The organism is Cellulomonas sp. NPDC055163 (genome assembly GCF_053607065.1).
The window spans coordinates 193,417-216,864 of the sequence record NZ_JBSGSU010000005.1; the positions used below are offsets into that span (position 1 = coordinate 193,417).

23 protein-coding genes and 4 tRNA genes are annotated in these 23,448 nt (G+C 73.8%); 10 read left to right on the plus strand and 17 right to left on the minus strand.

All coding sequences use genetic code 11. From position 1 onward, the window contains the following. Window positions 1-45: 45 nt before the first annotated feature. The 9 genes from ACWFNE_RS11395 to ACWFNE_RS11435 form a co-directional block, all read right to left on the minus strand. On the minus strand, window positions 46-630 hold the full coding sequence (locus ACWFNE_RS11395) for an NUDIX hydrolase (protein ID WP_452122533.1): 585 nt from the start codon (window positions 628-630) through the stop codon (window positions 46-48). Further along, on the minus strand, window positions 627-1,556 hold the full coding sequence (pdxS, locus tag ACWFNE_RS11400) for a pyridoxal 5'-phosphate synthase lyase subunit PdxS (RefSeq protein WP_452122534.1): 930 nt from the start codon (window positions 1,554-1,556) through the stop codon (window positions 627-629). Before pdxS ends, ACWFNE_RS11395 begins: the two co-directional genes overlap by 4 nt. An 86-nt stretch (window positions 1,557-1,642) precedes the next feature. Next, window positions 1,643-2,317: a hypothetical protein gene (locus ACWFNE_RS11405; RefSeq protein ID WP_452122535.1), complete on the minus strand. Its 675-nt coding sequence runs from the start codon at window positions 2,315-2,317 to the stop codon at window positions 1,643-1,645. Beyond that, a complete protein-coding gene (locus tag ACWFNE_RS11410) occupies window positions 2,314-3,510 on the minus strand; it encodes a glycosyltransferase family 4 protein (protein ID WP_452122747.1) in 1,197 nt (398 codons plus the stop codon). Before ACWFNE_RS11410 ends, ACWFNE_RS11405 begins: the two co-directional genes overlap by 4 nt. A 29-nt stretch (window positions 3,511-3,539) precedes the next feature. Beyond that, on the minus strand, window positions 3,540-4,517 hold the full coding sequence (locus ACWFNE_RS11415; protein ID WP_452122536.1) for a phosphatidylinositol mannoside acyltransferase: 978 nt from the start codon (window positions 4,515-4,517) through the stop codon (window positions 3,540-3,542). Continuing rightward, a complete protein-coding gene (gene pgsA, locus ACWFNE_RS11420) occupies window positions 4,514-5,125 on the minus strand; it encodes a phosphatidylinositol phosphate synthase (RefSeq protein WP_452122537.1) in 612 nt (203 codons plus the stop codon). The genes ACWFNE_RS11415 and pgsA overlap by 4 nt, the downstream gene beginning before the upstream one ends. A 7-nt stretch (window positions 5,126-5,132) precedes the next feature. Then, window positions 5,133-5,723 (minus strand): HIT family protein, encoded by a 591-nt coding sequence (locus ACWFNE_RS11425; RefSeq protein ID WP_452122538.1) that lies wholly within the window; start codon window positions 5,721-5,723, stop codon window positions 5,133-5,135. 5 nt (window positions 5,724-5,728) lie between these two features. Further along, window positions 5,729-7,732, minus strand: a complete 2,004-nt coding sequence (thrS, locus tag ACWFNE_RS11430; RefSeq protein ID WP_452122748.1) for a threonine--tRNA ligase — start codon at window positions 7,730-7,732, stop codon at window positions 5,729-5,731. A gap of 136 nt (window positions 7,733-7,868) precedes the next feature. Continuing rightward, window positions 7,869-7,943 (minus strand) — tRNA-Val (locus ACWFNE_RS11435). A 353-nt stretch (window positions 7,944-8,296) separates the two neighbouring features. Here ACWFNE_RS11435 and ACWFNE_RS11440 point away from each other — a divergent pair. Then, window positions 8,297-8,725 (plus strand): SsgA family sporulation/cell division regulator, encoded by a 429-nt coding sequence (locus ACWFNE_RS11440; RefSeq protein WP_141372596.1) that lies wholly within the window; start codon window positions 8,297-8,299, stop codon window positions 8,723-8,725. An 86-nt stretch (window positions 8,726-8,811) separates the two neighbouring features. Here the strand turns inward: ACWFNE_RS11440 and ACWFNE_RS11445 are convergent, their stop codons facing one another. Further along, on the minus strand, window positions 8,812-9,675 hold the full coding sequence (locus tag ACWFNE_RS11445) for an aminotransferase class IV (protein WP_452122539.1): 864 nt from the start codon (window positions 9,673-9,675) through the stop codon (window positions 8,812-8,814). Beyond that, window positions 9,672-10,889: a chorismate-binding protein gene (locus ACWFNE_RS11450; protein WP_452122540.1), complete on the minus strand. Its 1,218-nt coding sequence runs from the start codon at window positions 10,887-10,889 to the stop codon at window positions 9,672-9,674. The genes ACWFNE_RS11445 and ACWFNE_RS11450 overlap by 4 nt, the downstream gene beginning before the upstream one ends. Before the next feature lie 124 nt (window positions 10,890-11,013). Here ACWFNE_RS11450 and ACWFNE_RS11455 point away from each other — a divergent pair. From ACWFNE_RS11455 to ACWFNE_RS11480, 6 genes are all read left to right on the plus strand, one after another. Beyond that, window positions 11,014-11,085: transfer RNA gene (locus ACWFNE_RS11455), tRNA-Gly, on the plus strand. Between the two features lie 55 nt (window positions 11,086-11,140). After that, window positions 11,141-11,211, plus strand: a tRNA-Cys gene (locus ACWFNE_RS11460). Window positions 11,212-11,225: 14 nt separating this feature from the next. Beyond that, a tRNA-Val gene (locus tag ACWFNE_RS11465) sits at window positions 11,226-11,300 on the plus strand. Window positions 11,301-11,629: 329 nt separating this feature from the next. Further along, window positions 11,630-12,340, plus strand: coding sequence for a hypothetical protein (locus tag ACWFNE_RS11470; RefSeq protein WP_452122541.1), 711 nt, complete (start codon window positions 11,630-11,632; stop codon window positions 12,338-12,340). Between the two features lie 280 nt (window positions 12,341-12,620). Next, window positions 12,621-13,805 (plus strand): hypothetical protein, encoded by a 1,185-nt coding sequence (locus ACWFNE_RS11475; protein WP_452122542.1) that lies wholly within the window; start codon window positions 12,621-12,623, stop codon window positions 13,803-13,805. A 105-nt stretch (window positions 13,806-13,910) separates the two neighbouring features. After that, on the plus strand, window positions 13,911-15,209 hold the full coding sequence (locus ACWFNE_RS11480; RefSeq protein WP_452122543.1) for a cation:proton antiporter domain-containing protein: 1,299 nt from the start codon (window positions 13,911-13,913) through the stop codon (window positions 15,207-15,209). A gap of 34 nt (window positions 15,210-15,243) precedes the next feature. Here ACWFNE_RS11480 and ACWFNE_RS11485 read toward each other — a convergent pair whose 3' ends face one another. The 6 genes from ACWFNE_RS11485 to ACWFNE_RS11510 all read right to left on the minus strand — a co-directional run bounded on the left by ACWFNE_RS11485 (window position 15,244) and on the right by ACWFNE_RS11510 (window position 21,736). Continuing rightward, window positions 15,244-16,746, minus strand: coding sequence for an arylsulfatase (locus tag ACWFNE_RS11485; RefSeq protein ID WP_452122544.1), 1,503 nt, complete (start codon window positions 16,744-16,746; stop codon window positions 15,244-15,246). A 133-nt stretch (window positions 16,747-16,879) separates the two neighbouring features. Beyond that, a complete protein-coding gene (locus ACWFNE_RS11490; protein WP_452122545.1) occupies window positions 16,880-18,265 on the minus strand; it encodes a glutamate decarboxylase in 1,386 nt (461 codons plus the stop codon). Between the two features lie 68 nt (window positions 18,266-18,333). Beyond that, the gene (locus ACWFNE_RS11495) at window positions 18,334-19,023 is read right to left on the minus strand and encodes a hypothetical protein (RefSeq protein WP_452122546.1); all 690 of its coding nucleotides are present in this window, start codon (window positions 19,021-19,023) and stop codon (window positions 18,334-18,336) included. Window positions 19,024-19,138: 115 nt separating this feature from the next. Continuing rightward, complete coding sequence (locus ACWFNE_RS11500; protein ID WP_452122547.1) at window positions 19,139-20,065, minus strand: HAD family hydrolase; 927 nt, start codon at window positions 20,063-20,065, stop codon at window positions 19,139-19,141. Between the two features lie 25 nt (window positions 20,066-20,090). Then, window positions 20,091-20,996: a formylglycine-generating enzyme family protein gene (locus ACWFNE_RS11505; RefSeq protein ID WP_452122749.1), complete on the minus strand. Its 906-nt coding sequence runs from the start codon at window positions 20,994-20,996 to the stop codon at window positions 20,091-20,093. Window positions 20,997-21,460: 464 nt separating this feature from the next. After that, window positions 21,461-21,736 (minus strand): hypothetical protein, encoded by a 276-nt coding sequence (locus ACWFNE_RS11510; RefSeq protein ID WP_452122548.1) that lies wholly within the window; start codon window positions 21,734-21,736, stop codon window positions 21,461-21,463. 249 nt (window positions 21,737-21,985) lie between these two features. Between ACWFNE_RS11510 and ACWFNE_RS11515 the strand changes: the two genes are divergently transcribed. The 3 genes from ACWFNE_RS11515 to ACWFNE_RS11525 all read left to right on the plus strand — a co-directional run bounded on the left by ACWFNE_RS11515 (window position 21,986) and on the right by ACWFNE_RS11525 (window position 23,434). Continuing rightward, window positions 21,986-22,399: a DUF7144 family membrane protein gene (locus ACWFNE_RS11515; protein WP_452122549.1), complete on the plus strand. Its 414-nt coding sequence runs from the start codon at window positions 21,986-21,988 to the stop codon at window positions 22,397-22,399. A gap of 36 nt (window positions 22,400-22,435) precedes the next feature. Next, the gene (locus tag ACWFNE_RS11520) at window positions 22,436-22,918 is read left to right on the plus strand and encodes a DUF1269 domain-containing protein (protein ID WP_452122550.1); all 483 of its coding nucleotides are present in this window, start codon (window positions 22,436-22,438) and stop codon (window positions 22,916-22,918) included. Window positions 22,919-23,011: 93 nt separating this feature from the next. Continuing rightward, window positions 23,012-23,434, plus strand: coding sequence for an ArsR/SmtB family transcription factor (locus ACWFNE_RS11525; RefSeq protein WP_452122551.1), 423 nt, complete (start codon window positions 23,012-23,014; stop codon window positions 23,432-23,434). Window positions 23,435-23,448: the final 14 nt, after the last annotated feature.

A 23,448-nucleotide genomic window follows, 5' to 3' on the forward strand; every position in this document is an offset into this window, starting at 1 on the left:
CGCGCCACAGACCGGGGCACGGGCCGCCGGTGCGTCACTCGTCGGTCACTCCTCGCGCGCGAGGCCGAGGTGCCGCGTGGTCCCGTCCCATCCGCCCAGCAGCGGGCGCACGAGCTCGACGAGCCCGTCGGGGAACACCTCGAGCTCGACGCGCGCGAGCTCGTCGAGGTCCCACCAGCGCAGCTCGTCGAGCACGTCGAGCTCGACCTCGGTCCAGCCGTCGCGCGTCACCGAGGCAGGGTCCGTGACGTCGCGCGCGGCGACGCGGGCGAGGAAGATCTCCTCGTCCTGGCGGCAGTGCTCGGCGTAGAAGTCGAAGATCGCCGACCGCGTGAAGACCGGTCCGACGAGGCTCGCCGCGTCGAGCACGAGGCCCGTCTCCTCGAGCACCTCGCGGACCGCCGCCGCCCGGGCGTCCTCACCCGGGTCGATGCCGCCGCCGACGGTGAACCACCAGCTGCGCTCGGGCTGGTCGAGGTCGTGCCCGCGCAGCAGCAGCACGCGGTCCGCCTCGTCGAGCAGGATCACGCGCGCGGCGCGCCGGAACCGCAGACCGTCCGCCCCGAGCACCCACTCCTCGCCCAGGCCGCGGGGCCGGGGAGGTGGGGTGCCCGGGACGGGTCCGGTCACCAGCCGCGCTCGGCCAGGCGGTGACCGACGGGCACGTCGTCGACGTTGATGCCGACCATGGCCTCGCCGAGGCCGCGCGACACCTTCGCGATGACGTCCGGGTCGTCGTAGAACGTCGTCGCCTTGACGATCGCGTTCGCGCGCTCGGCCGGGTTGCCCGACTTGAAGATCCCGGACCCGACGAACACGCCCTCCGCGCCGAGCTGCATCATCATCGCGGCGTCGGACGGGGTGGCGATGCCGCCCGCGGTGAAGAGCACGACGGGGAGCTTGCCGGCGGTCGCGACCTCCTTGACGAGCTCGTACGGCGCCTGGAGCTCCTTGGCGGCCACGTACAGCTCGTCCTCGGGAAGCGACGTGAGGCGGCGGATCTCGTCGCGCAGCGTGCGCATGTGCGTCGTCGCGTTGGAGACGTCGCCCGTGCCGGCCTCACCCTTGGAACGGATCATCGCCGCGCCCTCGGTGATGCGGCGCAGGGCCTCGCCGAGGTTCGTCGCACCGCACACGAACGGGACCGTGAACGCCCACTTGTCGATGTGGTGCGCGTAGTCGGCCGGGGTCAGGACCTCGGACTCGTCGACGTAGTCGACGCCGAGGCTCTGCAGCACCTGCGCCTCGACGAAGTGGCCGATGCGCGCCTTCGCCATCACGGGGATCGAGACGGTGCTGATGATCGCGTCGATCAGGTCCGGGTCGCTCATGCGGGCGACGCCGCCCTGTGCGCGGATGTCGGCGGGGACCCGCTCGAGGGCCATGACGGCGACCGCACCGGCGTCCTCGGCGATCTTCGCCTGCTCGGCCGTGACGACGTCCATGATCACGCCGCCCTTGAGCATCTCGGCCATGCCGCGCTTGACGCGGGCCGTGCCGACCGCGCCCGCGGCCGGGGTGTGCGACGGGGTGGTGGGGGTGCTCTCGCTGGTCACGCTGTGCCTCACAGGTCGCGGTGGAGGGGGTGTGCAGAGGGCGCAGACGCTCGCGCGCTCCGTGGTCCCAGTCTAGACCGTCACCCTCACGCGTCCGACGGGCGGTCCCGCAGGGCGGTCGCCGGCGCCGGCTCGCCGGGGCGTCCGAGCGCAGCGGGCCATGCGTCGTCGAGCTCGAGCGTCCGGGGCATGGGGGCCCGTCCCGCGAGGCGCAGCGTGCGCGCGACCCACGACCGTCGCACGCGCTGGGCCTGCGCGACGGCCTCGTTGTGGAACCGCCGAGCGAGCTGCGCGCGGTACCAGGACGCGGCGAGCGCCTCGACGAGCTCGGCGCCGTCGGGCTCCTCGCGCATCGCGGCGACCTCCTCGGGGTCGTCGAGCGCCGCGCGCAGGGTCTGCGAGAGCTCGCTCTCGGCGAGCCCACGGTCCTGCCCGGGCGCGCGCGTGAGCACGTCCGGGACGTCCGCGAGCGCACGCACGTCCGCGGGCAGCGCACGCAGGCCGTCGACCTCCGGCCCGCCGACGGCGAGCGCGGCCCACGCGGCCTCGCCGACGAGCAGCGAGCTCACGGGGTCCATCAGGCCGGACGACGACAGGCCGACGGCGGCGGACGCGCGCCGGACGAGCTGGGCCTCCACGACGGCGCGGGAGGCGGCGACCTTGCGGTGCAGGCGGTCGAGGCGGGTCGCCGCGACCCACACGCGCCACCCGACGAGCAGCAGCACGGCGGCGACCAGGACGGCGGTCTCGGACCAGGTCATCGGGCCTCCCCTCGCACGCGGCGCAGGTCGCGCAGCCGGGCCCCGCGCCACGAGGACGGGTCCTCCCGGACGGGCGCGTCGGCGGCCTCGACGACCATCTCGTAGACCGTGAGGACCTCGTGCGTCACGGAGGACCAGTCGTAGCGCCGCACCGCGGCCGACGCGCGCTCGACCAGCGCGGCGCGCAGGTGCTCGTCGCCGAGGACCCGGACGAGGGTGCGCGCGAGGTCGGCGGAGTCACCGGTGCGGAACAGCACGCCCGCGTCGCCCTCCTCGAGCACCCGGCGGAACGCACCGAGGTCGCTCGCGACGACGGGAGTTCCGGCGCTCATGGCCTCGACGAGCACGATCCCGAAGCTCTCGCCGCCGATCTGGGGTGCGCAGTACACGTCGACGGACGCGAGCAGGCTCGCCTTCTCGTCGTCGGTGATGCCGCCGAGGAACTCGACGGCCCGCGCGTCGTCGCCGAGGAGCTCGCGGACCTCGTCGGGCCCGGTGTCCCCGCGGCCGGCGACGAGGAACCGGGCGCCCGGGTGCGTGCGCAGGACCTCGGGGACGGCGGCGAGCAGGACCTGCAGGCCCTTGCGGGGTTCGTCGAGCCGGCCGAGGAAGGCGATGGTCGGTGCGTCGGGCGTCCCGGTCCACCGGGGGTCGGGGGCGGCGCCGGTGAACGCGTCGACGTAGACGCCGTTGGGGATGACGACGGCGTCGCCGCCCATGTGCTCGACGAGCGTACGGCGGGCGTCCTCGGAGACGGCGACGCGCGCGGAGATCTTCTCGAGGGACTGCCGCACGAGCGGGTAGGCCATCTGGAGCGGGCGCGAGCGCAGCAGCGCGGTGTGGAACGTGGCGACGATCGGGCCGTCGGCGATCCACAGGGCGAGCATCCCGAGGCTCGGGGTCACGGGCTCGTGCAGGTGCAGGACGTCGAACTCCCCGGCGGCGAGCCAGCGCCGCACGCGCGCCGCGGTCACGGGCCCGAACGTCATGCGCGCGACGGCGCCGTTGTAGCGGACGGGCACCGCGCGTCCCGCCGAGGTCATGTACGGCGGGATCGGGGTGTCGTCGTCGGCGGGCGCGAGGACGGAGACGGTGTGGCCGCGTTCGATGAGCGCCTCGGCGAGGTCGCGGACGTGGAACTGCACGCCGCCGGGCACGTCGAAGGAGTACGGGCAGACGATCCCGACGCGCAGCGGCCGGTGGGTGCCGGTCATGTCGGCGGTCACGGCGTCTCTGCCGGGGCGGGGTCCGCGACCGTCGCGGCGTAGCGGGCCGCGTCGAGGTCGTCGACGAAGACCTTCTGCAGCATGTGCCAGTCCTCCGGGTGCGTGGCGATGACGGCCGCGACCGCGTCGACCCACGCCTGCGTGAGGACCCGGACGCGGTCGGGCCGGGCGACTCCCTCGGGCAGGGTCACGGGCGGCAGGAACTGGATGACGATGCCCCACGGCGAGCCCGCGGCGCGGCGTCGTTCGCCGGTCAGCCGCTCGTAGTGGATGGTCGTCGGCGCGAGCGTGGCCCCCGCGGACACGGCGAGCGCCGCGGGCCCGGCCGCGACACGGGCTCGGTGACCGAACAGGTCGACCTCGACCCCGCGCGCCGTGAGGTCGCGGTCGGCGAGCAGCGGGACGAGGCGCGGTCCGGTGCGCACGGCCGTGACGAGCTGACGGAAGACGTCCCCGCCCTCGCCCCCGGACAGCGGGATGATCGTCATCCCGAGCCCCTCGCGGAACGCCAGGAACTGCTGGAACAGCTCCTCGGGGCGCAGCCGCTCGGCGACGGTCGTCACGGGTGCGAGGTGCACGGTCGCCCACGCACCGGCGAGGTCCCAGTTCCCCATGTGGGTCAGCGCGAGGACGACCGCCTCGCCGGCGTCGAGCCTCGGCTGCAGCCACTCCAGCCCGGTCGCCCGCACCCGTGCCGCGAGCTGCGCCGGCGCGAGGCTGTCGAGCGCGAAGGCCTCGCCGTAGTACCGCATGTAGGAGCGCATGCCGGCGCGGCCGAGCCGGCGCAGCTCGCGGGGTGTCGCGCCGGGGCGGATGCGCGCCAGGTTCGCCTCGAGCCGGCGCACGCCCCCCGTGCGCCGGAGCCACGTGAGGTCCGCGGCCACCGTGCACGCACCGCGCAGCACGGGACCGGGCACCTTGCCTGCCACGCGCCAGCCCAGCACGACGAGCCGCGCGGGGTCGGGGGGCCTCACGACGCCGCCCCGAGCGACTGGCGGCGGACCGTGGCCATGCGCTGCACGACGGTCACGGCGGACGCGACCGCGAGCAGCGCGAGGACGACGGTGAGCACGACCCGCGGTGCGCCCGCCCCGACGAGCGCCGCCGCGGCGAGCACCGCGAAGAGCCGGTCGGCGCGCTCGGCGATGCCGACGGCCGCGGTCATGCCGAGCCCCTCGGCGCGCGCGCGGGCGTACGGGACGACCGAGCCGAGCACGAGGCACGCGAGCGCGAGCACCGCGGTGGCCTCGTGGTCGCCACCGCCGTAGAACCACAGCACGAGCCCGCCGAAGATCGCCGCGTCCCCGAAGCGGTCGAGCGTCGAGTCGAGGAACGCCCCCCAGCTGCTCGAGCGCCCGGCCTGGCGTGCCATGACCCCGTCGAGGGAGTCCGTCAGCGCGAAGAACGCCACGACGAGCGCGCCGGCCAGGAGGTGACCCGTGGGGAACAGCCAGAGCGCCGCGACGACGACGGCGAGCGTGCCGGCGACGGTCACCGCGTCGGGCGAGACCCCGAGGCGCAGCAGCGCCGCTGCCAGCGGGGTCAGGGCGCGCGCCATCACGCTGCGCAACCGGTTCAGCACGGGTCCGTCATCCCTTCTGGGCGGCCGGCCACGCCGCGGCGAGCCGGTCGCGGGTGTCGCCGAGGAGCTCGGGCAGGGCGCGCGTGCGCCCGACGATCGGCAGGAAGTTCGAGTCCCCGCCCCACCGCGGGACGACGTGCTGGTGCAGGTGCGCGGCGATGCCCGCGCCCGCGACCTCGCCCTGGTTCATGCCGAGGTTGAACCCGTGCGGCGCGGACACGTCGCGCAGCACGCGCATCGCGGTCCGGGTCAGCGCGGCGACCTCGGCGACCTCCCCGGTCGTCAGGTCCGTGTAGTCCGCGACGTGCCTGTACGGGCACACGAGCAGGTGGCCGGAGTTGTACGGGTAGAGGTTGAGCACGACGAAGGCGACCTCGCCGCGCGCGACGACGAGGCCCTCCTCGTCGCCGAGCCCCGGGATGCGGCAGAACGGGCAGCCGGGACCGGCCTCGGAGTCCGCCGGCTTGTCCTGGCCGCCGATGTACGCCATGCGGTGCGGCGTCCAGAGGCGCTCGAGACGGTCGGGCACGCCCGCGTGGTCGCCCGCCCGCTCGAGCCCGACCTCGTCGCCCCGCCCGTCACTCCGCTCCGTGACCACGTGCGTCAGACCTGCACCCGGTCCCGCACCGCCGACACGATGCGCTCGACCGCCTCGGCGACGGGCACGGCGTTGTCCTGGCGGCCGTCGCGGTACCGGAACGACACCGCGCCCGCGTCGACGTCGTCGCCGCCCGCGATGAGCACGAACGGGATCTTCTGCGTGCTCGCCGAGCGGATCTTCTTGCCGAAGCGGTCGTCGCTCGTGTCGAGCTCGGCCCGGATCCCCTGGGCCCGCAGCTGCGCGACGACGTCCGCGAGGTAGTCGTTGAACGGCTCGGCGACGGGCACGGCGACGACCTGGACGGGCGCGAGCCACGCCGGGAACGAGCCCGCGTAGTGCTCGGTCAGGACGCCGAAGAACCGCTCGATCGAGCCGAACAGCGCGCGGTGGATCATCACGGGCCGCTGGCGGGACCCGTCGCTCGCGGTGTACTCGAGCTCGAAGCGCTCCGGCAGGTTGAAGTCGAGCTGGATCGTCGACATCTGCCAGGTGCGCCCGATCGCGTCGCGGGCCTGCACCGAGATCTTGGGACCGTAGAACGCGGCACCGCCCGGGTCGGGGACGAGCTCGAGGCCCGACGCGGTCGCGACCTCCTCGAGCGTGCGGGTCGCCTCGTCCCAGATCTCGTCGGAGCCCACCGACTTCTCGGGGTTGCGGGTCGACAGCTCGAGGTAGAAGTCGTCGAGCCCGTAGTCCTTCAGCAGGTCGAGCACGAACTGCAGCGTGCTCGTGAGCTCGTCGCGCATCTGGTCGCGGGTGCAGTAGATGTGCGCGTCGTCCTGCGTCATGCCGCGCACCCGGGTGAGGCCGTGGATCACGCCCGACTTCTCGTAGCGGTACACCGAGCCGAACTCGAACAGCCGCAAGGGCAGCTCACGGTACGAGCGCCCGCGCGAGGCGAAGACGAGGTTGTGCATGGGGCAGTTCATCGGCTTGAGGTAGTAGTCCTGGCCGGGCTTGCGGACCGTGCCGTCCTCGTTCAGCTCGGCGTCGACGTGCATCGGGGGGAACATCCCGTCGCGGTACCAGTCGAGGTGGCCCGAGATCTCGTACAGGTGCCCCTTGGTGATGTGCGGGGTGTTGACGAACGAGTACCCCGCCGCGACGTGCCGCCGGCGCGAGTAGTCCTCCATCTCCATGCGGATGATGCCGCCCTTGGGGTGGAACACCGGCAGGCCCGAGCCGAGCTCGTCGGGGAAGGAGAACAGGTCGAGCTCCGCACCGAGCCGGCGGTGGTCGCGCCGCTCGGCCTCCGCGAGGCGCTCGAGGTACGCCCTGAGCTCGTCCTTGGTCGGCCACGCGGTCCCGTACACGCGCTGCAGCTGCGGGTTCTTCTCCGAGCCGCGCCAGTACGCCGCCGCCGAGCGGGTCAGCTGGAAGCCGTTGGCGATCAGGCGGGTGCTGGGCAGGTGCGGTCCCCGGCACAGGTCCTGCCAGACGACCTGCTCGGACTCGCGGCCGGCGCCGCGCACGTTCTGGTAGATCGACAGGCCGCCGAGGCCGACCTCGACCGACGCGCCGTCGTCCTCGCCGCCGGGGGTGCCCTTGAGGCCGATGAGCTCGAGCTTGTACGGCTCGTCGGCCAGCTCAGCGCGCGCCTCGTCCTCGGTGACGTCCCAGCGCCGGAAGGTCTGGCCCTCCTTGATGATGCGGCCCATGACCTTCTCGAGGGCCTTGAGGTCCTCGGGCGTAAAGGGGGTCTCGACGTCGAAGTCGTAGTAGAAGCCGTCGGTGATCGGCGGGCCGATCCCGAGCTTCGCCTTGGGGTTGACCTCCTGGACCGCCTGCGCGAGGACGTGCGCGGCCGAGTGGCGCAGCACGGCGAGCCCGTCGGGCGAGTCGATCGTGACGGCCTCGACGACCGCGCCGTCGTCCAGCGGCAGGTGCAGGTCGCGCAGCTCGCCGTCGACGCGGACGACGACGACGTCGCGGCGCGAGCCGTACAGGTCCGTGCCCGTCGTCCCTGGCTCCACCGTGGTCGCGACGCCGTCGACGGTGAGGGTCATGAGCTCGGGCACGAGAGGGATCTCCTTGCGTCGGGCCCGCACTCAGGCGGTGCGGGCGCACGTCGATGCTACCGACGCCGCGTGCGCCCCGGACGCACGACAGCCCCGGTGCGCGCGAGGCGGACCGGGGCCGTGCTGGTGGGCGATACTGGGTTCGAACCAGTGACCTCCTCGGTGTGAACGAGGCGCTCTACCACTGAGCCAATCGCCCGTCGTCCTGCGGAACGGCCGGACCGGCCTGAAGGCCCGGACCGCGCACCGTCGGTGACGTCGAAGTAGGATGCTACCCAACGTGCGGCGATATTCCGAACCGGGCTTCCGTCGGGGCTCGGACGGCGTCGCGGGGGCCGGTGCAGCGAGCCGGCGGGCGTGCACGGCGGGTGGGGTCGCAGCCGCGATCGCTCGCCGGTCGCCACGCGCCGGGGGGGACGGGAGGCCCTGTGACGGTGAACGTCACGCGTATGACGGGGCCTACCGGGTGAACTCCGCGCCGATTTCCCGCCAGGAAGGCCCTCCGGCTGCCATGATGGACACCCCACCACCGCGCGAATCAGGAGGACGCCGATGACGCAACCGTCGTACGACGTCGTCGAGGCTGTCACCATGCAGCTGATCAGCTCTGACGCCAGCGTCATCCCGGTCAACGCCGAGTTCTCCTTCCGCGTCTCGGACCCGTACACCGTGCGTACCGTCTTCACGGGCCAGCACACGATGTCGACCTGGCTGCTCGGTCGCGAGCTCCTCGTCCACGGCCTGCTGGCCGCCTCGGACGCCCCGGCCGGCAACGGCGACGTCCAGGTCTGGCGTGACGAGGACCCGGACTTCCTTCTCATCTCGCTCAGCGGCGTCGAGGGCAGCGCGCTCCTCGCGGCGCCCGCCGAGCCGCTCGAGCGGTTCCTGGCGACGACCGAGGACCTCGTCCCGATCGGGTCCGAGAGCGACCGCATGGAGACCGAGATCTCGGCTCTCATCGCGGCCCTGCTCACCGCCTGAGCCGCACCGCACGCGCACGACGCAGGAGGCCGGTCCCCTCGGGGGCCGGCCTCCTGCGTCGTCGTGCCTCTGGGCGCGTCCCCGGCTCAGGGGTCGAGGTCGTCCGCGAGCCGGGCCTGGAAGAGCTCCTGCGCCGCGCGGGTGAGCTCGCCGGCGGCGACGTCGACCTCGTCGAGCGAGACGACGGGGACGACGTTGCGGATGGACCCGCTCAGCGCCAGGTGCGCGTCGCCCGCCAGGACCTCGTCGAGGACCTCGAAGGGCAGCTCGCCCGGGAGGCCCTCGCGCACCGGCAGACCCGCCTCCGCCGACCACTCGAGCAGGAGCTCGCGCGTGATGCCCGCGAGGCAGCCGCTCGACAGCGGCGGGGTCACGAGCTCGCCGCCGCGCTCGACCAGCACGTTGGACCCCGTGCCCTCGCACAGCTCGCCCACGGTGTTCGCGAGGATCGCCTCGTCCGCGCCGTGGTGGTGCGCGCGGGCGAGGGCGACGACGTTCTCGGCGTACGAGATCGTCTTCAGGCCCGCGACGGCCGAGCGCTCGTTGCGCACCCAGGGGACGCGCACGGCGCGCGAGACGGTCGTCTTCGGCGCCGGGCCGGCGAGCACGATCACGGTCTGCCGCGACTCCCCCGGCTCGTTGCGGTGGGACCCGAGCGGACCCGGGCCCGCCGTGAGCGTGATGCGCAGCCGCGCGACGTCGGGGGTCGCGGCCTCGAGCACCGCCTTGACCCCCGCACGGATCTCGTCCTCGTCCGGGGTCTCGAGGCCGAGCCCGTGGGCCGACCGCGCGAGCCGGCGCAGGTGCCGGGTCAGCGCGAACGCCTGCCCGTCGTACACCGCACACGTCTCGAAGGCGCCGTCGCCCACGGTCAGGCCGTGGTCGACGCCCGTCGCGAGCGGCTCGTCGGGGGCGTGCAGACGGCCTCGTGACCACAGGAGGGTGCTCATGGCACCCAGTCTCCCACCGGAGGCGCACCGCGGGAGGCGAGCGCGACGAGCCGTGCCGCCTTGAGCTCGGTCTCCTGCCACTCCGCACGCGCGTCGCTGCCCCACGTGATCCCCGCGCCCGTGCCGAACCGCAGCGCGCCGTGCTCCCGCGCAGCACCCGGCGCGCCCGGTGGCAGGGCCGGCCCCGACGGCGGCTCCCACCAGAAGCTCCGGATGCCGACCGCCAGCTCGGCGCGCACGGACCCGTCGTGCCCGACGTCCACCCAGCCCACCGCGCCGCAGTACGGTCCGCGCGGGACGGGTTCGAGGCGGCCGATGATCCGCAGCGCCGAGCTCTTCGGCGCCCCCGACACCGACCCCGGAGGGAACGTCGCGCCGAGCAGCTCCGCCCAGAGCCGGGGCGAGTCACGCACGTCCGGCGCGAGGCGCCCCTGGACGGTCGAGACGAGATGCACCAGGCCGGGGTGGCGCTCGAGCGCGAGGAGCGCCGTGACCTCGACCGTGCCCGGGACGCTCACGCGCTGCAGGTCGTTGCGGACGAGGTCGGTGATCATGACGTTCTCGGCCTCGTCCTTGGCGGACAGCCCCGGCGCCGTCGTCGCGGTCCCCTTGATCGGGCTCGACGTCACGACGCCGTCCTCGACCCGCAGGAACAGCTCGGGCGACGCCGACACGACCCACACGGGGTCGACCCCGCCTCCGACCGGGACGTGGATCCCGCCGGCGAAGGGTGCCGGGTTTCCCTGCGCGAGCACCGCCGCGAGCGCCCGCGCGTCCGGCTCGGGCTCGCCCGCGGCGCCGAGGGGTGCGCGCAGGACCCGGCAGAGGTTCGCCTGGTACACCTCCCCGGCACGGATCTCGTCCTGCACCGCGCGCACCGCTGCCTCGTAGTCGTGCTGGTCGAGCGAGGTGGTCCAGTCGGACGCCGCCGGGCCGCGCCACGCCGCCGCAGTCGGGGTCGGGGTCGTCGAGCCGCGCGGACCCGGAGCGGCACCTCCGCCGGCGCCGCGCTCGACCTCAGCGAACCGCCAGGCCCGGACGCGTCCCTCGAACTCCCCCACGACGACCCAGAACCCCGGCTCCGCCAACCGCCCGGGGTCGGCGACGACGTCGACGCACTCGACCGCCCCTCGTGCGCGCACGCCCGAGAACCACGCCTCGCCGGCCCCGCGGGGGGTGACGTCGGGTGGTCCGATCGGGGCCCTGACCTGCACGGTCGACACGCTACCGAGCCCTCCGCCGACGCGCGGACGGGGAGCCAGTTGGACTCTTCCCGAAAACGTCGGCTAATGTTCAGCACGCACACGGAACGCCGGTGAGAGCCGGAGGAAGTGTCGCGCGGACGTGGCTCAGTGGTAGAGCATCACCTTGCCAAGGTGAGGGTCGCGGGTTCGAATCCCGTCGTCCGCTCGGAGGCAGACACTCCTGATCGACCCGCGAGGGTCGCTGAGGACTGCGGTCTCAGGGTGGAGTGGCCGAGAGGCGAGGCAGCGGCCTGCAAAGCCGTATACGTGGGTTCGAATCCCATCTCCACCTCGCAGCACAGCCTTGGGCGATTGGCGCAGCGGTAGCGCGCTTCCCTGACACGGAAGAGGTCACTGGTTCGATCCCAGTATCGCCCACCACGCATCACCGTAGGTCACAGGCCGTTCCGGAGAGATCCGGGACGGCCTTCGTGGTGTCTGCGGACACCCGTGGGCGCGGCCACGCGGAGACGGGGCGTTCGCCGTCGGTCGACACGCAGCCACGACGTCGGTCGAGGGGTCAGGACGCCACTCGAGCCCGACGCCGAGCAGGGCGGCGGTCACCAGCCCGACCTCGCTCTCGCTCCGCGCTCGCCGGTGCCCGGCCGGGGTGCGCCGGCGTCCTTGACGGCTCCGCCGCACGGGTGGACCGTGGACGGAGGCGCCCGTCGCGACGGCGCGACCCCCGGGAGGACCTCGTGATGCGCTCCGTGCCCCGAACCTCGCACCCGGCCCGACGGTGGCGCCTGGCTGCGGTCCTCGCGGCGGCGGTGCTGGCCCTGGTCGCCCCCGCGGGGACGTCGGTTGCGGGCGACCATCACGGCCACGGCGCGGCGCGCGGGACGACCGGCGCCGAGTTCTGGCAGTGGGGCCTGACCCAGCCAGCGTCCAGCAACCCACTGCTGGACCCGACCGGAGAGTTCTGCGACGTGGGGCAGACCGGCCATACGTGGTTCCTCGCGGGCTACACGGGCGGCGCGATCACCCGCACGTGCACCATCCCGCGCGGCACATGGCTGACCTTCCCCGTGGTCAACGCCTTCTACGGCGCCACCCCGGGCGACGCGCCCGAGCAGAGCACGGAGGCGTACGCGCGGAGCCAGGTCGCCGGGCTGGAGGCGGGGGCGACGGGCCTACGCGTCACCGTCGACGGGACACCGGTGCGCTCCTACCGGATCCGGTACGAGGAGTCCGTGGTGTTCTCCGTCACGCTGCCCGCGGACAACATCTTCGGAGCCCCCGCGGGCACGGTCGTCTCCCCCACCGTCGACGCCGGCTACTACGTGACCCTGCGCCCGTTCCCGCCCGGCGCGCACACGATCCACATCGAGGGTGCGGTCGAGTCGGTCGGTCCGCCCGGCAGCTTCGCCGTGGACGTCACGTACGTCCTCACCGTCCCCCGCAGGGGACCCCGGACCTGACCTGGAGCCCGACGCGTACAGGAGGTCGTCGTCGACGTCGGCGGCGCCTCCTGCACGCCCCGGACGCGGTCCAGCAGGTCGAGCGACGAAGGCCCGCTGGGCGTTCGCCGCTTCGACGCGACGCTGACGCTGCCCCCGCAACGGTCCGTGCCCCGAGGGCGGCACCCTCCGCACCGCCGCGTGGACACCGCGCGAACGGACACCCGTGCGACCGGTGGCTTGTCGCGCGCGCGGCGCCGGAGTAAGCCGAGGGAGACCACCACCGCAGAGAGGCACGCCGATGCGACGCTCCGTCCTCACGATCCTCGCCGTCGGCACCTTGCTGGCCCTGGCACCCCCGGCCGTCGCGGACGACCGGACCGCCGGCCACGCCACCGCTCTGCGCGGGACCGCTGCGGCGGTCGACCTCGGGAGTCTCGGCACGGGCCCGACCGTCCCCCACGCGGTGAACGCGAAGGGGCAGGTCGTCGGCATCTCGGACTTCCGGGCCTTCGTGTGGTCCGACGGGCTGATGACGGACCTCGAGGCCCGCACCGGCCGCCCGTTCCTGACGCCGACCGACATCAACGACCGTGGGCAGATCGCCGGCTACTACTACTCCGAGGACGACGGTCTGGACCACGCCGTGCTCATCCAGGGGGCACGCGTCACGGAGCTCGGCGAGGGTCGGGCGCTCCTCGTCAACGAGCGGGGCGTCGTCGCGGGCATCGGGGAGCAGGCCTTCGGCTCCGGCCGGCCGTTCCTGTGGCAGCGCGGGGTCCGCACGGATCTCGACCCCGGTGCGGTCCCGGGCCGTCCGGTCTCGGTCAGCCGCGTCGTGGACCTCGACGACCACGGCACGCTGCTGGCGCAGGTGACCGGACCGGACGGCGAGTTCGAGGAGCCCGGTCACCACCAGGGCTACGTGTGGACCCGCGGTGCCGTCACGCTGCTCGCGGACCCCGACGTGCGGGTGGCCGTCCCGAGCGACCTCGACGAGCGCGGCCGGGTGGTCGGCACCTCGTACCCGCCGGGTCTCCCGGGCTCCAGCGAGGCGTTCCTCTGGGAGGACGGCGAGCTCGTCCTGCTCCAGGAACCGGAGCCGGGCTGCTTCCGCATCGGCCTGCGGATCGACGACCACGGTCGCGTGCTCGTGGAGACGACGTGCCCCGTGGCCGGGGTCGGCCCGGCCACGTACGCCCTGTGGGACGACGGGGGCGTGCTCGACCTCGTGCCGCCGCGGGACGCCGTGCTGCGCGGTCCGACGATGAGCACGCGCGGTCTGGTCGCCGGCGTGCTGACGCGCGCAGGTGAGCCGGCGACGATCGGCGCCTACCAGGACGGGCGGTGGACCGAGCTGGACCTCGCGTCGACCGACCGTGCGGGCGTGGTCGCCGTGAGCTCGCGCGGCCACGTCCTCCTGTCGGTCGGCGAGCCGGGCCTCAGCGGTCGGGCGCTCCTGTGGACGGTGCGCCCGCGCTCCTGATGTGAAGGTCGCCCGCGCCGACGGCGGGCGCGGCACGACGACGAGCCGTCCGGCGTCCGCTCGGCCCCGCGTCGCACGGGCCCGTCCGCGACAGGAGGTGGAGCCGTGGACGCCGGCACCGCGGCCCTGGTGATGTTCGTCGTCTTCGCGTGGGGTCTGCTCTCCGCGCGGCTCGGTCGCGCCGACCTGAGCGCCCCGGTCCTGTTCGTCGCGGTCGGGTTCCTGCTGTCGGAAGGGGTGCGGGTCGTCGACCCGCACGCGGCGCAGGAGTCCGCCCGCCTGCTCGCCGAGGTGACCCTCGTCTGGGTCCTGTTCGCCGACGCCTCACGGGTCAGGTTGCGGGAGCTCCGCGCCGACCTCGGGTTGTACACGCGCCTCCTCGCGGTGGGCCTCCCGCTCACCGTCGCGGCGGGGACGCTCCTCGCGGCGTGGCTCGTCGACGGGGCGGGTGTCTGGCTGGCGCTCCTCGTCGGCGCCGCGCTCGCTCCCACCGACGCGGCCCTGGGGGCTGCGGTCATGAGCGACCCGGCCGTGCCGGCACGGGTACGCCGCGTCCTCAACGTCGAGAGCGGCCTCAACGACGGCATCGTGACCCCCGTCGTCATGCTCGCGATCGCGGGGGCCGCGACGGCCGAGGGCCTCCCGGGCCGGGGTCCGGGTGGTGCGCTCCTCGACCTCGCCGTCGGCGTGGCGGTGGGCGCCGTCGTCGGCGGGCTCAGCGGACGCGCGATGCGGCTCGCCCGTCGGCGCGGGTGGGCCTCGGAGGACTTCGCCGGTCCCGGGGTCCTCGCGCTGGCGCTGGCCGCGTACGCCGCGTCGCTCGCGCTCGACGGCAACGGCTTCGTCGCCGCGTTCGTCACGGGGCTCGCGTTCGGCAGCACCGCCGGCCGGGGCGGCGAGCGCGAGGTGTTCTACGTCGAGCAGACCGCCGGCTTCGTGTCCCTCCTGACCTGGCTCGTGTTCGGGGCGGTGGCCGTCCCGACGGTCCTGCAGGAGGCCGACGGGCGCATGCTCGCCTACGCCGTGCTGAGCCTGACGGTCGTGCGGATGGTGCCCGTGCGGCTCGCCCTGCTCGGCGCCGGGCTCGCACCGGTGACGACGGCGTTCCTCGGGTGGTTCGGCCCGCGCGGGCTGGCCTCGATCATCTTCGCGCTGATCGCGATGGAGGAGCTGGACGTCGACGTCCGACGTCCGGTCGCCGTCATCGGCACGACGGTCCTGCTCAGCGTGCTCGCGCACGGGTTGAGCGCGCGGCCGCTCGCCGACCGGTACGCCGCCGCGGTGCCCGCCCCGCCCTCGCCACCCCCGGGCGGAGCACCCGTCCCGGAGGTGCCCGTCCGTGGCCTGCCGCACCGCCACGGGGGTGTCGCTCCCCGGCGCCCGAGCCACGGCCCCGGTGGGTGAGCGTCTCGTCCGCTCGTCCACCGGGGCGTGCCGGTCATGAGCTCGGGATGCCCGTCCGGAGCTGCTCGAGGACCTGGTCGAGGCTGAAGCTGGCGGGCTTCTGGCGCGGTGGGAACTCGATCATCGTCTGGATCATGCCGAGCACGAACGCCTGCATCGGCACGACGATCCACGCGTGGTCCATGACCCAGTCGTAGTACGTGTTCGAGGTGATGTCGGCGCGCTCGTACGGGTCCGTGCGCAGGTTGAAGATCTTGGGGACCCGCAGGTGGGTGAAGGGCTCGGCCCACACGCGCAGCGTGCCCGGCGCCCGCTGCTCGAGGAACACCAGCTTCCAGTTGTCGTAGCGGATCGCCGTCAGGTCGCCGTCGTCCGAGACGTAGAAGAAGTGCGCACGCAGGCTCTGCTCGGTCTCCCCGGTGAGGTACGGCAGCTGGTCGTGGCCGTCCAGGTGCACCTTGTAGGTCGTCCCGCCGAGCTCCACGCCGCGCAGCAGCTGCTCGGTGACGTCCGGGACGCCCGCGGCCGCCAGGAGCGTCGGGAACCAGTCGCTGTGACTCATGATCCCGTTGAACACGGTCCCGGCCGCGATCCGGCCGGGCCACCGCACGACGGCGGGAACGCGGTACGCGCCCTCCCAGTTCGAGTTCTTCTCGCCGCGGAAGGGCGTCATGCCGGCGTCCGGCCAGGAGTTCATGTGCGGGCCGTTGTCGGTGGAGTACACGACGATCGTGTTCTCCGCGACGCCGAGCTCGTCGAGGAGCCCGAGCAGCTCACCGACCTGCGCGTCGTGGTCGATCATCGTGTCGTGGTACTCGGACTGCCACCGCCCCGACTGCCCTCGGCTCGCCGGCTTGACGTGCGTGCGGAAGTGCATGTGGGTCGAGTTGAACCACACGAAGAACGGCGTGCCCTCCCGGACCCGATCGGTCATGAAGCCGGACGCCGCCGCGACGAACTCGTCGTCGACCGTCTCCATCCGCTTCCTCGTGAGCGGGCCGGTGTCCTCGATGCGCTGCGTCCCGTCGGGGTTCGCCCACGAGTGGATGACGCCGCGGGGCCCGAAGCGCTCGCGGAAGTTCGGCATGTCCGCAGGCTTCGGGTAGTCGGCGAGCTCCGGCTCCTCCTCGGCGTTCAGGTGGTAGAGGTTCCCGAAGAACTCGTCGAAGCCGTGCACGGTGGGCAGGTGCTCGTCCCGGTCGCCGAGGTGGTTCTTGCCGAACTGCCCCGTGGCGTACCCGTGTGCCTTGAGCGCGGTCGCGATCGTCGGGTCCTCCGGCTGCAGCCCGACGGTCGCGCCGGGCATCCCGACCTTCGTCAGGCCGGTCCGCAGGGGGTTCTGGCCGCAGATGAACGCGGCTCGGCCGGCGGTGCAGCTCTGCTCGCCGTAGTAGTCGGTGAACCGCCCACCCTCCTCGGCGATCCGGTCGATGTGGGGGGTGCGGTACCCCATGAGGCCGTCGCTGTAGCAGCTGAGGTTCGACATGCCGATGTCGTCCCCCCAGATGACGAGGATGTTCGGTTGCTCCGACGCCATGACGACCTCCCTCGGGGCACGACCACACGCCGCGCCTCGGATCGAAGTCAAGCGCCTGCGGGCCGGCGCCCGGCTCATCCCGGACGGACGACCGTGCGGTGCTGGAGCCCGGCGGCGCCGCCCGCACGGGGTGCTAGTGGCGGAACCCCGCGGCGTCGGACCCGTGGACCGGTGCCGCCTGCTGCTGCAACCGCGGGAGCTGGCGTGCGAGGTCGGCGAGCAGCATGTCGGCGAGGTCGTGGGTGAAGCCGCGACGGACGACGACGCGCAGCGCGGCGACGTCCTGCCGGTTCGCCGGGAAGGTGTACGCGGGCACCTGCCAGCCGCGCTCGCGGAGCGCGTTCGACACGTCGAAGGCGGTGAAGTTCGAGATCGTGTCGTGCAGCCGGAAGGCGAACACCGGCAGCTCGTCGCCCTGGGTGAGCAGCTCGAACGGCCCGAGCTCGGCGATCTGCCCGGACAGGCGGGTCGCGACGTCGCGGGCGTAGCCGTGCACGCGCCGGTAGCCGCTGAAGCCGAGCCGCAGGAAGTTGTAGTACTGCGCGACGACCTGCGCACCGGGCCGCGAGAAGTTCAGCGCGAACGTCGGCATGTCGTCGCCGAGGTAGTTCACGCGGAAGATGAGCTCCTCCGGGAGCGCGGCGGCGTCACGCCACACGATCCAGCCGACCCCCGGGTACACGAGCCCGTACTTGTGCCCCGAGGCGTTGATCGAGGCGACGCGCTCCAGCCGGAAGTCCCACACCAGCTCGGGGTCGACGAACGGTGCGACGAAGCCCCCCGAGGCGCCGTCGACGTGGACGGGGACGTCGAGGCCGGTCTCCGCCTGGAACGCGTCGAGCGCCGCGCAGATCTGCTCGACGGGCTCGTAGGAGCCGTCGAACGTCGACCCGAGGACGGCGACGACGCCGATCGTGTTCTCGTCGCACAACGCGACGGCCTCGTCCGCCGCGAGGTGGAACCGGTCGCCCTCCATCGGGACCAGGCGCATCTCGACGTCCCAGTAGTTGGCGAACTTCTCCCAGCAGACCTGGACGTTGATGCCCATCACGAGGTTCGGGCGGTCGATCGGCTTGCCCTCGGCCTCACGCCGCCGCTGCCAGCGACGCTTGAGCGCCAGCCCGCCGAGCATCGCCGCCTCGCTCGAGCCGGTGGTCGAGCACCCGGTCGCCTGGTGCGCGTCCGGGACGTTCCAGAGGCGGCTGAGCATCGTCACGCAGCGGGTCTCGATCTCGGCCGTCTGGGGGTACTCGTCCTTGTCGATCATGTTCTTGTCGAAGCACTCCGTCATGAGGCGGTCGGCCTGCGGCTCCATCCACGTCGTGACGAACGTCGCGGCGTTCAGCCGCGCGTTCCCGTCGAGCATGAGCTCGTCGTGGATGATCTGGTACGCCACGTCCGGGGCGAGCTCCGCCTGCGGGAGCTCGTGCTTGGGGATGACGAGGCCGTCGAGGCCGAAGGTCGGCGCGACCGACAGCACACCGGTCGGCGACGGGGACGTGGCTGGGTGCTTGAGCATGATGCGGCTCCTCCGGTCGGTGCGGCTGTCGGTGCGTGCGGTCCCGGCTCCTCGGGCGAGGAGCCGGTTCAGTGCGGACGGGCTGCGCGGTGCGTCCCGCCCGCGACGGCGCCCCGCCCGCGGGCGTCCCCCCGGTGCGACGGGTTCAGGGAGCCGAGCGCGCAGGCCAGGAAGCACGCGGCTCCGGCGCACGTGGTCCAGCTCGCGGCGGCCTGGTCGACGAGCGACGCGCTGGCGGGCACGAGGTACCCCGCGACCGCCGACACCCCGAAGAAGACGCAGCCCAGGAGGTTCGTCGCCGGCTGCCACCAACCCGCGGACCCCGTCGCCGGCAGCCAGCCGCGGCGCGCCGACGCCCGGTAGGCGACGAGCCCGGAGACCAGGAAGCAGACCGAGCCGAACGCGTCGGGACGCCACACGAGCCGGTCGTAGTCCGGGTCCGCGAGCGCGACCTGCATCGCGCGGAACGTCGAGATGTTGAAGAGCACCGTCCCCCCCGACTGGACGACGGCCGCCCACCAGTCGGCCCGGCCGTGCGGCGCGGTGCGGCGCCCGGCCGCGGCGAGCCACACCTGCAGAGCGCCGCCGAGCGTGAACAGCAGGGAGCCGACGAAGAACGTGACGGCGTCGGCGGTCAGCCCCACGAGCTCGACGTACCCCGGCACCGGGCCGAGCAGGAAGCACGCGGAGCCGAGCGCGAACGCCCCTGCCATGAGGCGCTCGCGCGACGTGCGGCTCGACAGCTCCTGCGACGTCACGAAGCGCACGCTAGGCGGCCCGGCGGTCGCGGGACGTCATGCGCTGCGGATGACGCGGGACCGCGCCGGCCGGAGCGTCCGCCGACCGCGAGCGCGCGCCGACCGGGGCGTCCGCTCAGAACACCGTCGCCCAGTCGTCCTTCATGCTCACCACGGTCCAGCCGCTGTGCGCCGCGCGCTCGAGCGCACGCTCGGCGCCCGCGACGTAGGCGAACTCGCGGTCCGGATCGTCGTGGAGGACCAGGAGCCGCAGGAACGGCCGGTCGGAGTGCTGGGAGTAGTCGAGCATCTCGATGTCGCCGTTCGAGTTGCCTGCGGCGAGCACCGGGCGCCGCCCGGTCCGCGTCCAGATGCGCACGGGCTTCTCCGGGCCGTCGTCCAGGTAGTCCGCGGCCAGGGTGCGGGTGATCGAGCCGCCCCCGTCGCCGGGCACGTACGCGTGGGCGACAGCGCTGCCGATCACGCCCTCCCGCGGGATGCCGTACATCTCGGCGCTCACGGGCCGCATGAAGTCCCGGCCGCCGCCGGACGCGATGTAGCTCGTGAACCCCTGCTCCCGCAGGTGGGCCAGGAGCTGCACCATCGGCGCGTACCCGCACTCGAGGTAGCCGCGGGCCAGCGACGGGTGCGCGGTGCCGCGCAGGAACGCGTCGGCGTCCGCCTCGAACTCGTCGACCGTGATGTTCCCGAACGCCGCGACGATGCCGGTGGCGAGCGTCCGCACGTCCGTGCTGTCACCCGCGTAGTGCGCCGCGAGCGCGTGCGCCAGCCAGGCGTGGTCCCGTTCGTGGGCGGCTCGCCACGGTTGCCGGTCGCGGAGCGCGGGATCCGCCTCGGCCATCGCAGCCAGGCGCCGCAGGATGAAGTCGAGCTGGATCGGCATCGGCTTCTCGCACCACAGCGTGCCGTCGTTGTCGAAGACGGCGACGCGCTCCTCGACCGGCACGCTTCCGGGGGCGCCGGCCGCACCGGTCCGGGAGAGGAAGTCGAGCACCGCGTCCTTGGCCGCGCCGTCGTTCCAGATGGACAGCGGATCGGTCATGCGACGACTCCTTCGCCGGTGGTTCTCAGGCCCGGCTGACGCACCGGAAGCCGAGGTGGGACGTCGAGGTGTCGACGGGTTGCGGCATGCGGGCCGCGGGCCGGTACCGCCGGCAGTAGTTCGGAGAGCACAGGTGGGACCCGCCCTTCATGACCTTGCGCGGGATCCGGACGCCGGGCAGCGCCGGGTCGCGGCTCGCGTCCCGGTCGCCGCCGCGGGGGTCCGGGATGCTGCAGCACGCGTGCGCCGCCGCAGCGTGGGCGCCGTACCAGTCGGACGTCCACTCCCAGACGTTGCCGATCATGTCCAGGAGGCCGTAGCCGTTCGGCGGGTAGGAGCCGACGGGTGCGGTGCCCGTGTGGCCGTCCGCACCGGTGTCGTGCAGCGGGAACTCCCCCTGCCACGTGTTCGCCATCCACCGGCCGCCCGGCGTGAGCTCGTCGCCCCAGGCGTACGGCGCGCCGTCGAGACCGCCGCGCGCGGCGTACTCCCACTCCGCCTCGGTGGGCAGCTTCTTGCCGGCCCACTCGGCGTAGGCGGCCACGTCCTCCCACGCGACGTGGACCACGGGGTGGTCCGGCATCCTCTTCGCGGTGCTTCCCGGACCCTGCGGTCGCCGCCAGCTGGCCCCGGGGACGTACGCCCACCAGTTCAGGGGGTCGTCCAGGGACACGCGGTGGGCCGGCTGACGGAACACGACCGACGCCGCGACGAGCAGCTCCGGGGCCGCTCCCGGGTAGTCGGCCGGGTCGGGCGCCCGCTCGGCGGACGTCACGTACCCGGTGCGCGCCACGAACCGGGCGAACTCCGCGTTCGTCACGGCGTGCCGGTCCATCCAGAAGCCGTGGACCGCGACCCGGTGCGCCGGCGCCTCCTCCGGGTAGTGGTCGTCCGACCCCATGGTGAACGTGCCCGCGGGGATCTCGACCATGCCCGCACGGGGAGCCCGGGTCGAGGGCGGGGACGGGGTGAGGTCGACGCGCGTGGCGCCCGTCGTGCGCTGTGCCACGGCTAGGACCTCGGCCTGAGGGCGCGCGCCGGAGCGGCGGCCCCGGCGGTCGGCTCGTCGGTGTCCATGCGCCCCACCCCTCTGCGGGCGCCCGACGCGCCGTCGCACCGCGGCGACAAAGCGTCGCGCGCTCGCGACCCCCCGTGCTCCGGGGGCCGCACACGATCGTCGCGACCGCGCGGACGCACGGCATCGTCCGCATCGGGTGAGCCGCGCCGACCCGGCGTGCGCGCGGGCTCGGCCGACGATCGTCCCCCCGACGGGGGCGGACCTCCGGCCGGGCGTCGTGAGCGTCGCCGGGCGATCGGTAGTGCCGGTGCCGCCGGCTCCCCCGCTCGCCATGTCGTCGTCGACCGGGGCCGACGCCGCGGCGCCCGAGCGGTGGGCTATGCGCGCCTGGGGGGAACCAGCCAGGTGACCGAGCGCATGACGTCCTGCGCCCGCAGCCACACCCACTCCTCGTCCACCCGGCCCCTCCGGTCGTGCCGCCACCCGACCATCACGTGCGTCGACGTCCAGCGGATGGCCCGTGCCGGGCGCCACTCCTCGGTGCCGTCGGACCACACCACGTGCACGATCACCTCGATGCTGCCCATCGGCTTGACGGGCACGCGCCCCGGCCGGTCCGCGTTCACCACCTCGCGGTCTGCACCTCCGCGCATGACACCTCCTCGAACACGTGTTCGAGTCTAGGCGGGCGGGACGGCCGTGGCGTCCGGTCGACCGGGCGAAACCTCAGCCGGGCGACGCCGCACCCGCGGCGTGCCGCGTCGACGCCGCTCCCGCGGCGTGCCGCGTCGACGCGACGGAGAGCCACGCTCCCTCGCCGCCCCGGTCACCCACATCAGGGGATGCCCGGCCGCACCCGCGTCGCGAGGGTGGAGGCAGCCGACGGCGCACGAGGAGGACCGATGGCGCGACGAGGGGCTGGCGGGGCCGGCCGGCGGGCGGGCTGGACCTGGTTCGCGGCCCCGCTGGTGGTGATGACCGGCCTCTGGGGCACGACCGCGGGCCTCGTCGCGGCGTTCTCACCACGGACGGTCCTGGCGTGGACGGACACCAGCCTCCCCGCGGTGGACGTCTCGACGTGGGGCTGGGGGCTCCTGGCGGCCTCCGCGCCGGTGCTCGTGGTCGGCGTCTCCCGGACGTCGGACGGGGCCGGCTGGGCGCGAGCCGTCGCGAGCGTCGTGATCGCCCTGGTGCTGCTGCTGCGCTTCACTGCGCTGCCGATCACCCCGGGCTGGCCCCTCGCCGCCATCGCGCTCTGCAGCGTCGTGCTGTGGGCGCTCGTCGTGAACGGCGACGAGCTCCACGACGCGGCCTGACCCCTGTTCCCGATCACCACTCTCCAAGGAGTCCCGATGACCACGTTCACGGTGTGGCAGTTCGACACCCCCGGTGCGGCGCAGCAGGCGGCCGACATCCTCAGGAACGCGGAGCGCGACAGCCTGGTGCGCATCGTCGACCACGCCGTCGTCAGCTGGCCGGACGGCGCCGACAAGCCCACGGTGCACCACGAGCACGAGGACGAGAAGCGCGGGACGGGGTGGGGCGCCCTGTGGGGCCTGCTGCTCGGCGCCCTCTTCTTCGTCCCGCTGCTCGGGGCCGCGGCGGGAGCGGCGACGGGAGCCATGGCCAAGCACTTCGCGAACGTCGGCATCGACGACGAGCAGATCGAACGGATCCGCGCGAGCGTCGTCCCCGGGACGTCCGCGCTGTTCGCCGTGACCGACGCCGCCGACCTCGACCGGCTCGGCGAACGCTTCCACGGCCTGCACCAGACGCTGATCGCGACCAACCTCACCGAGGCGGAGCGCTCGACCCTGCACGAGACGTTCGGCTGAGCCGGGCCGGTCCGGGCGCGCTGGCCCGCCGACGCGTCCGATCCCGCGCTCCAGGACGGAGCGCGACGGCGACGGGGCCGCTAGCATCGTCACATGGCGATGCCAGAGGTGCTCAGCGATCCGGGCGAGGTCGACGAGGCTCACGCGCTCGCCGCGGCGGCCTGCCTGTTCCACGGCTTCAGCGACCCCTCGCGCCTGACGATCCTGCGCCACCTCGCGCTCGGGGAGCACCGGGTCGTCGACCTCACGGAGCACCTCGGGCTGGCGCAGTCGACCGTCTCGAAGCACCTCGCGTGCCTGCGGGACTGCGGGCTTGTGACGTCGCGACCGCACGGGCGGGCGTCGGTGTTCCGGCTGACGCACCCCGCGGCGCTGACGGACCTGCTCGCGTCGGCGGAGCGGCTGCTCGCGCTGACCGGGGACGCCGTCACGCTCTGCCCGACGGCCGGCGCGGCACCCACCGCGCCGGCAGGGACCGGCCGCGCGCCGGGCCGCCCCGCGGACGGGCTCACGTGAGCGCCGGGCACGGT

Bases quoted from the DNA above. Each gene is read 5' to 3' on its own strand.
- ACWFNE_RS11485 (WP_452122544.1), bottom strand. From the start codon at position 16,746: ATGGCGTCGGAGCAACCGAACATCCTCGTCATCTGGGGGGACGACATC.
- ACWFNE_RS11445 (WP_452122539.1), bottom strand. From the start codon at position 9,675: ATGAGCACCCTCCTGTGGTCACGAGGCCGTCTGCACGCCCCCGACGAG.
- ACWFNE_RS11490 (WP_452122545.1), bottom strand. From the start codon at position 18,265: ATGCTCAAGCACCCAGCCACGTCCCCGTCGCCGACCGGTGTGCTGTCG.
- ACWFNE_RS11440 (WP_141372596.1), top strand. From the start codon at position 8,297: ATGACGCAACCGTCGTACGACGTCGTCGAGGCTGTCACCATGCAGCTG.
- ACWFNE_RS11475 (WP_452122542.1), top strand. From the start codon at position 12,621: ATGCGACGCTCCGTCCTCACGATCCTCGCCGTCGGCACCTTGCTGGCC.
- ACWFNE_RS11405 (WP_452122535.1), bottom strand. From the start codon at position 2,317: ATGACCTGGTCCGAGACCGCCGTCCTGGTCGCCGCCGTGCTGCTGCTC.
- ACWFNE_RS11505 (WP_452122749.1), bottom strand. From the start codon at position 20,996: ATGGTCGAGATCCCCGCGGGCACGTTCACCATGGGGTCGGACGACCAC.
- thrS (WP_452122748.1), bottom strand. From the start codon at position 7,732: ATGACCCTCACCGTCGACGGCGTCGCGACCACGGTGGAGCCAGGGACG.
- ACWFNE_RS11515 (WP_452122549.1), top strand. From the start codon at position 21,986: ATGGCGCGACGAGGGGCTGGCGGGGCCGGCCGGCGGGCGGGCTGGACC.
- ACWFNE_RS11510 (WP_452122548.1), bottom strand. From the start codon at position 21,736: ATGCGCGGAGGTGCAGACCGCGAGGTGGTGAACGCGGACCGGCCGGGG.
- ACWFNE_RS11500 (WP_452122547.1), bottom strand. From the start codon at position 20,065: ATGACCGATCCGCTGTCCATCTGGAACGACGGCGCGGCCAAGGACGCG.
- ACWFNE_RS11525 (WP_452122551.1), top strand. From the start codon at position 23,012: ATGGCGATGCCAGAGGTGCTCAGCGATCCGGGCGAGGTCGACGAGGCT.
- ACWFNE_RS11520 (WP_452122550.1), top strand. From the start codon at position 22,436: ATGACCACGTTCACGGTGTGGCAGTTCGACACCCCCGGTGCGGCGCAG.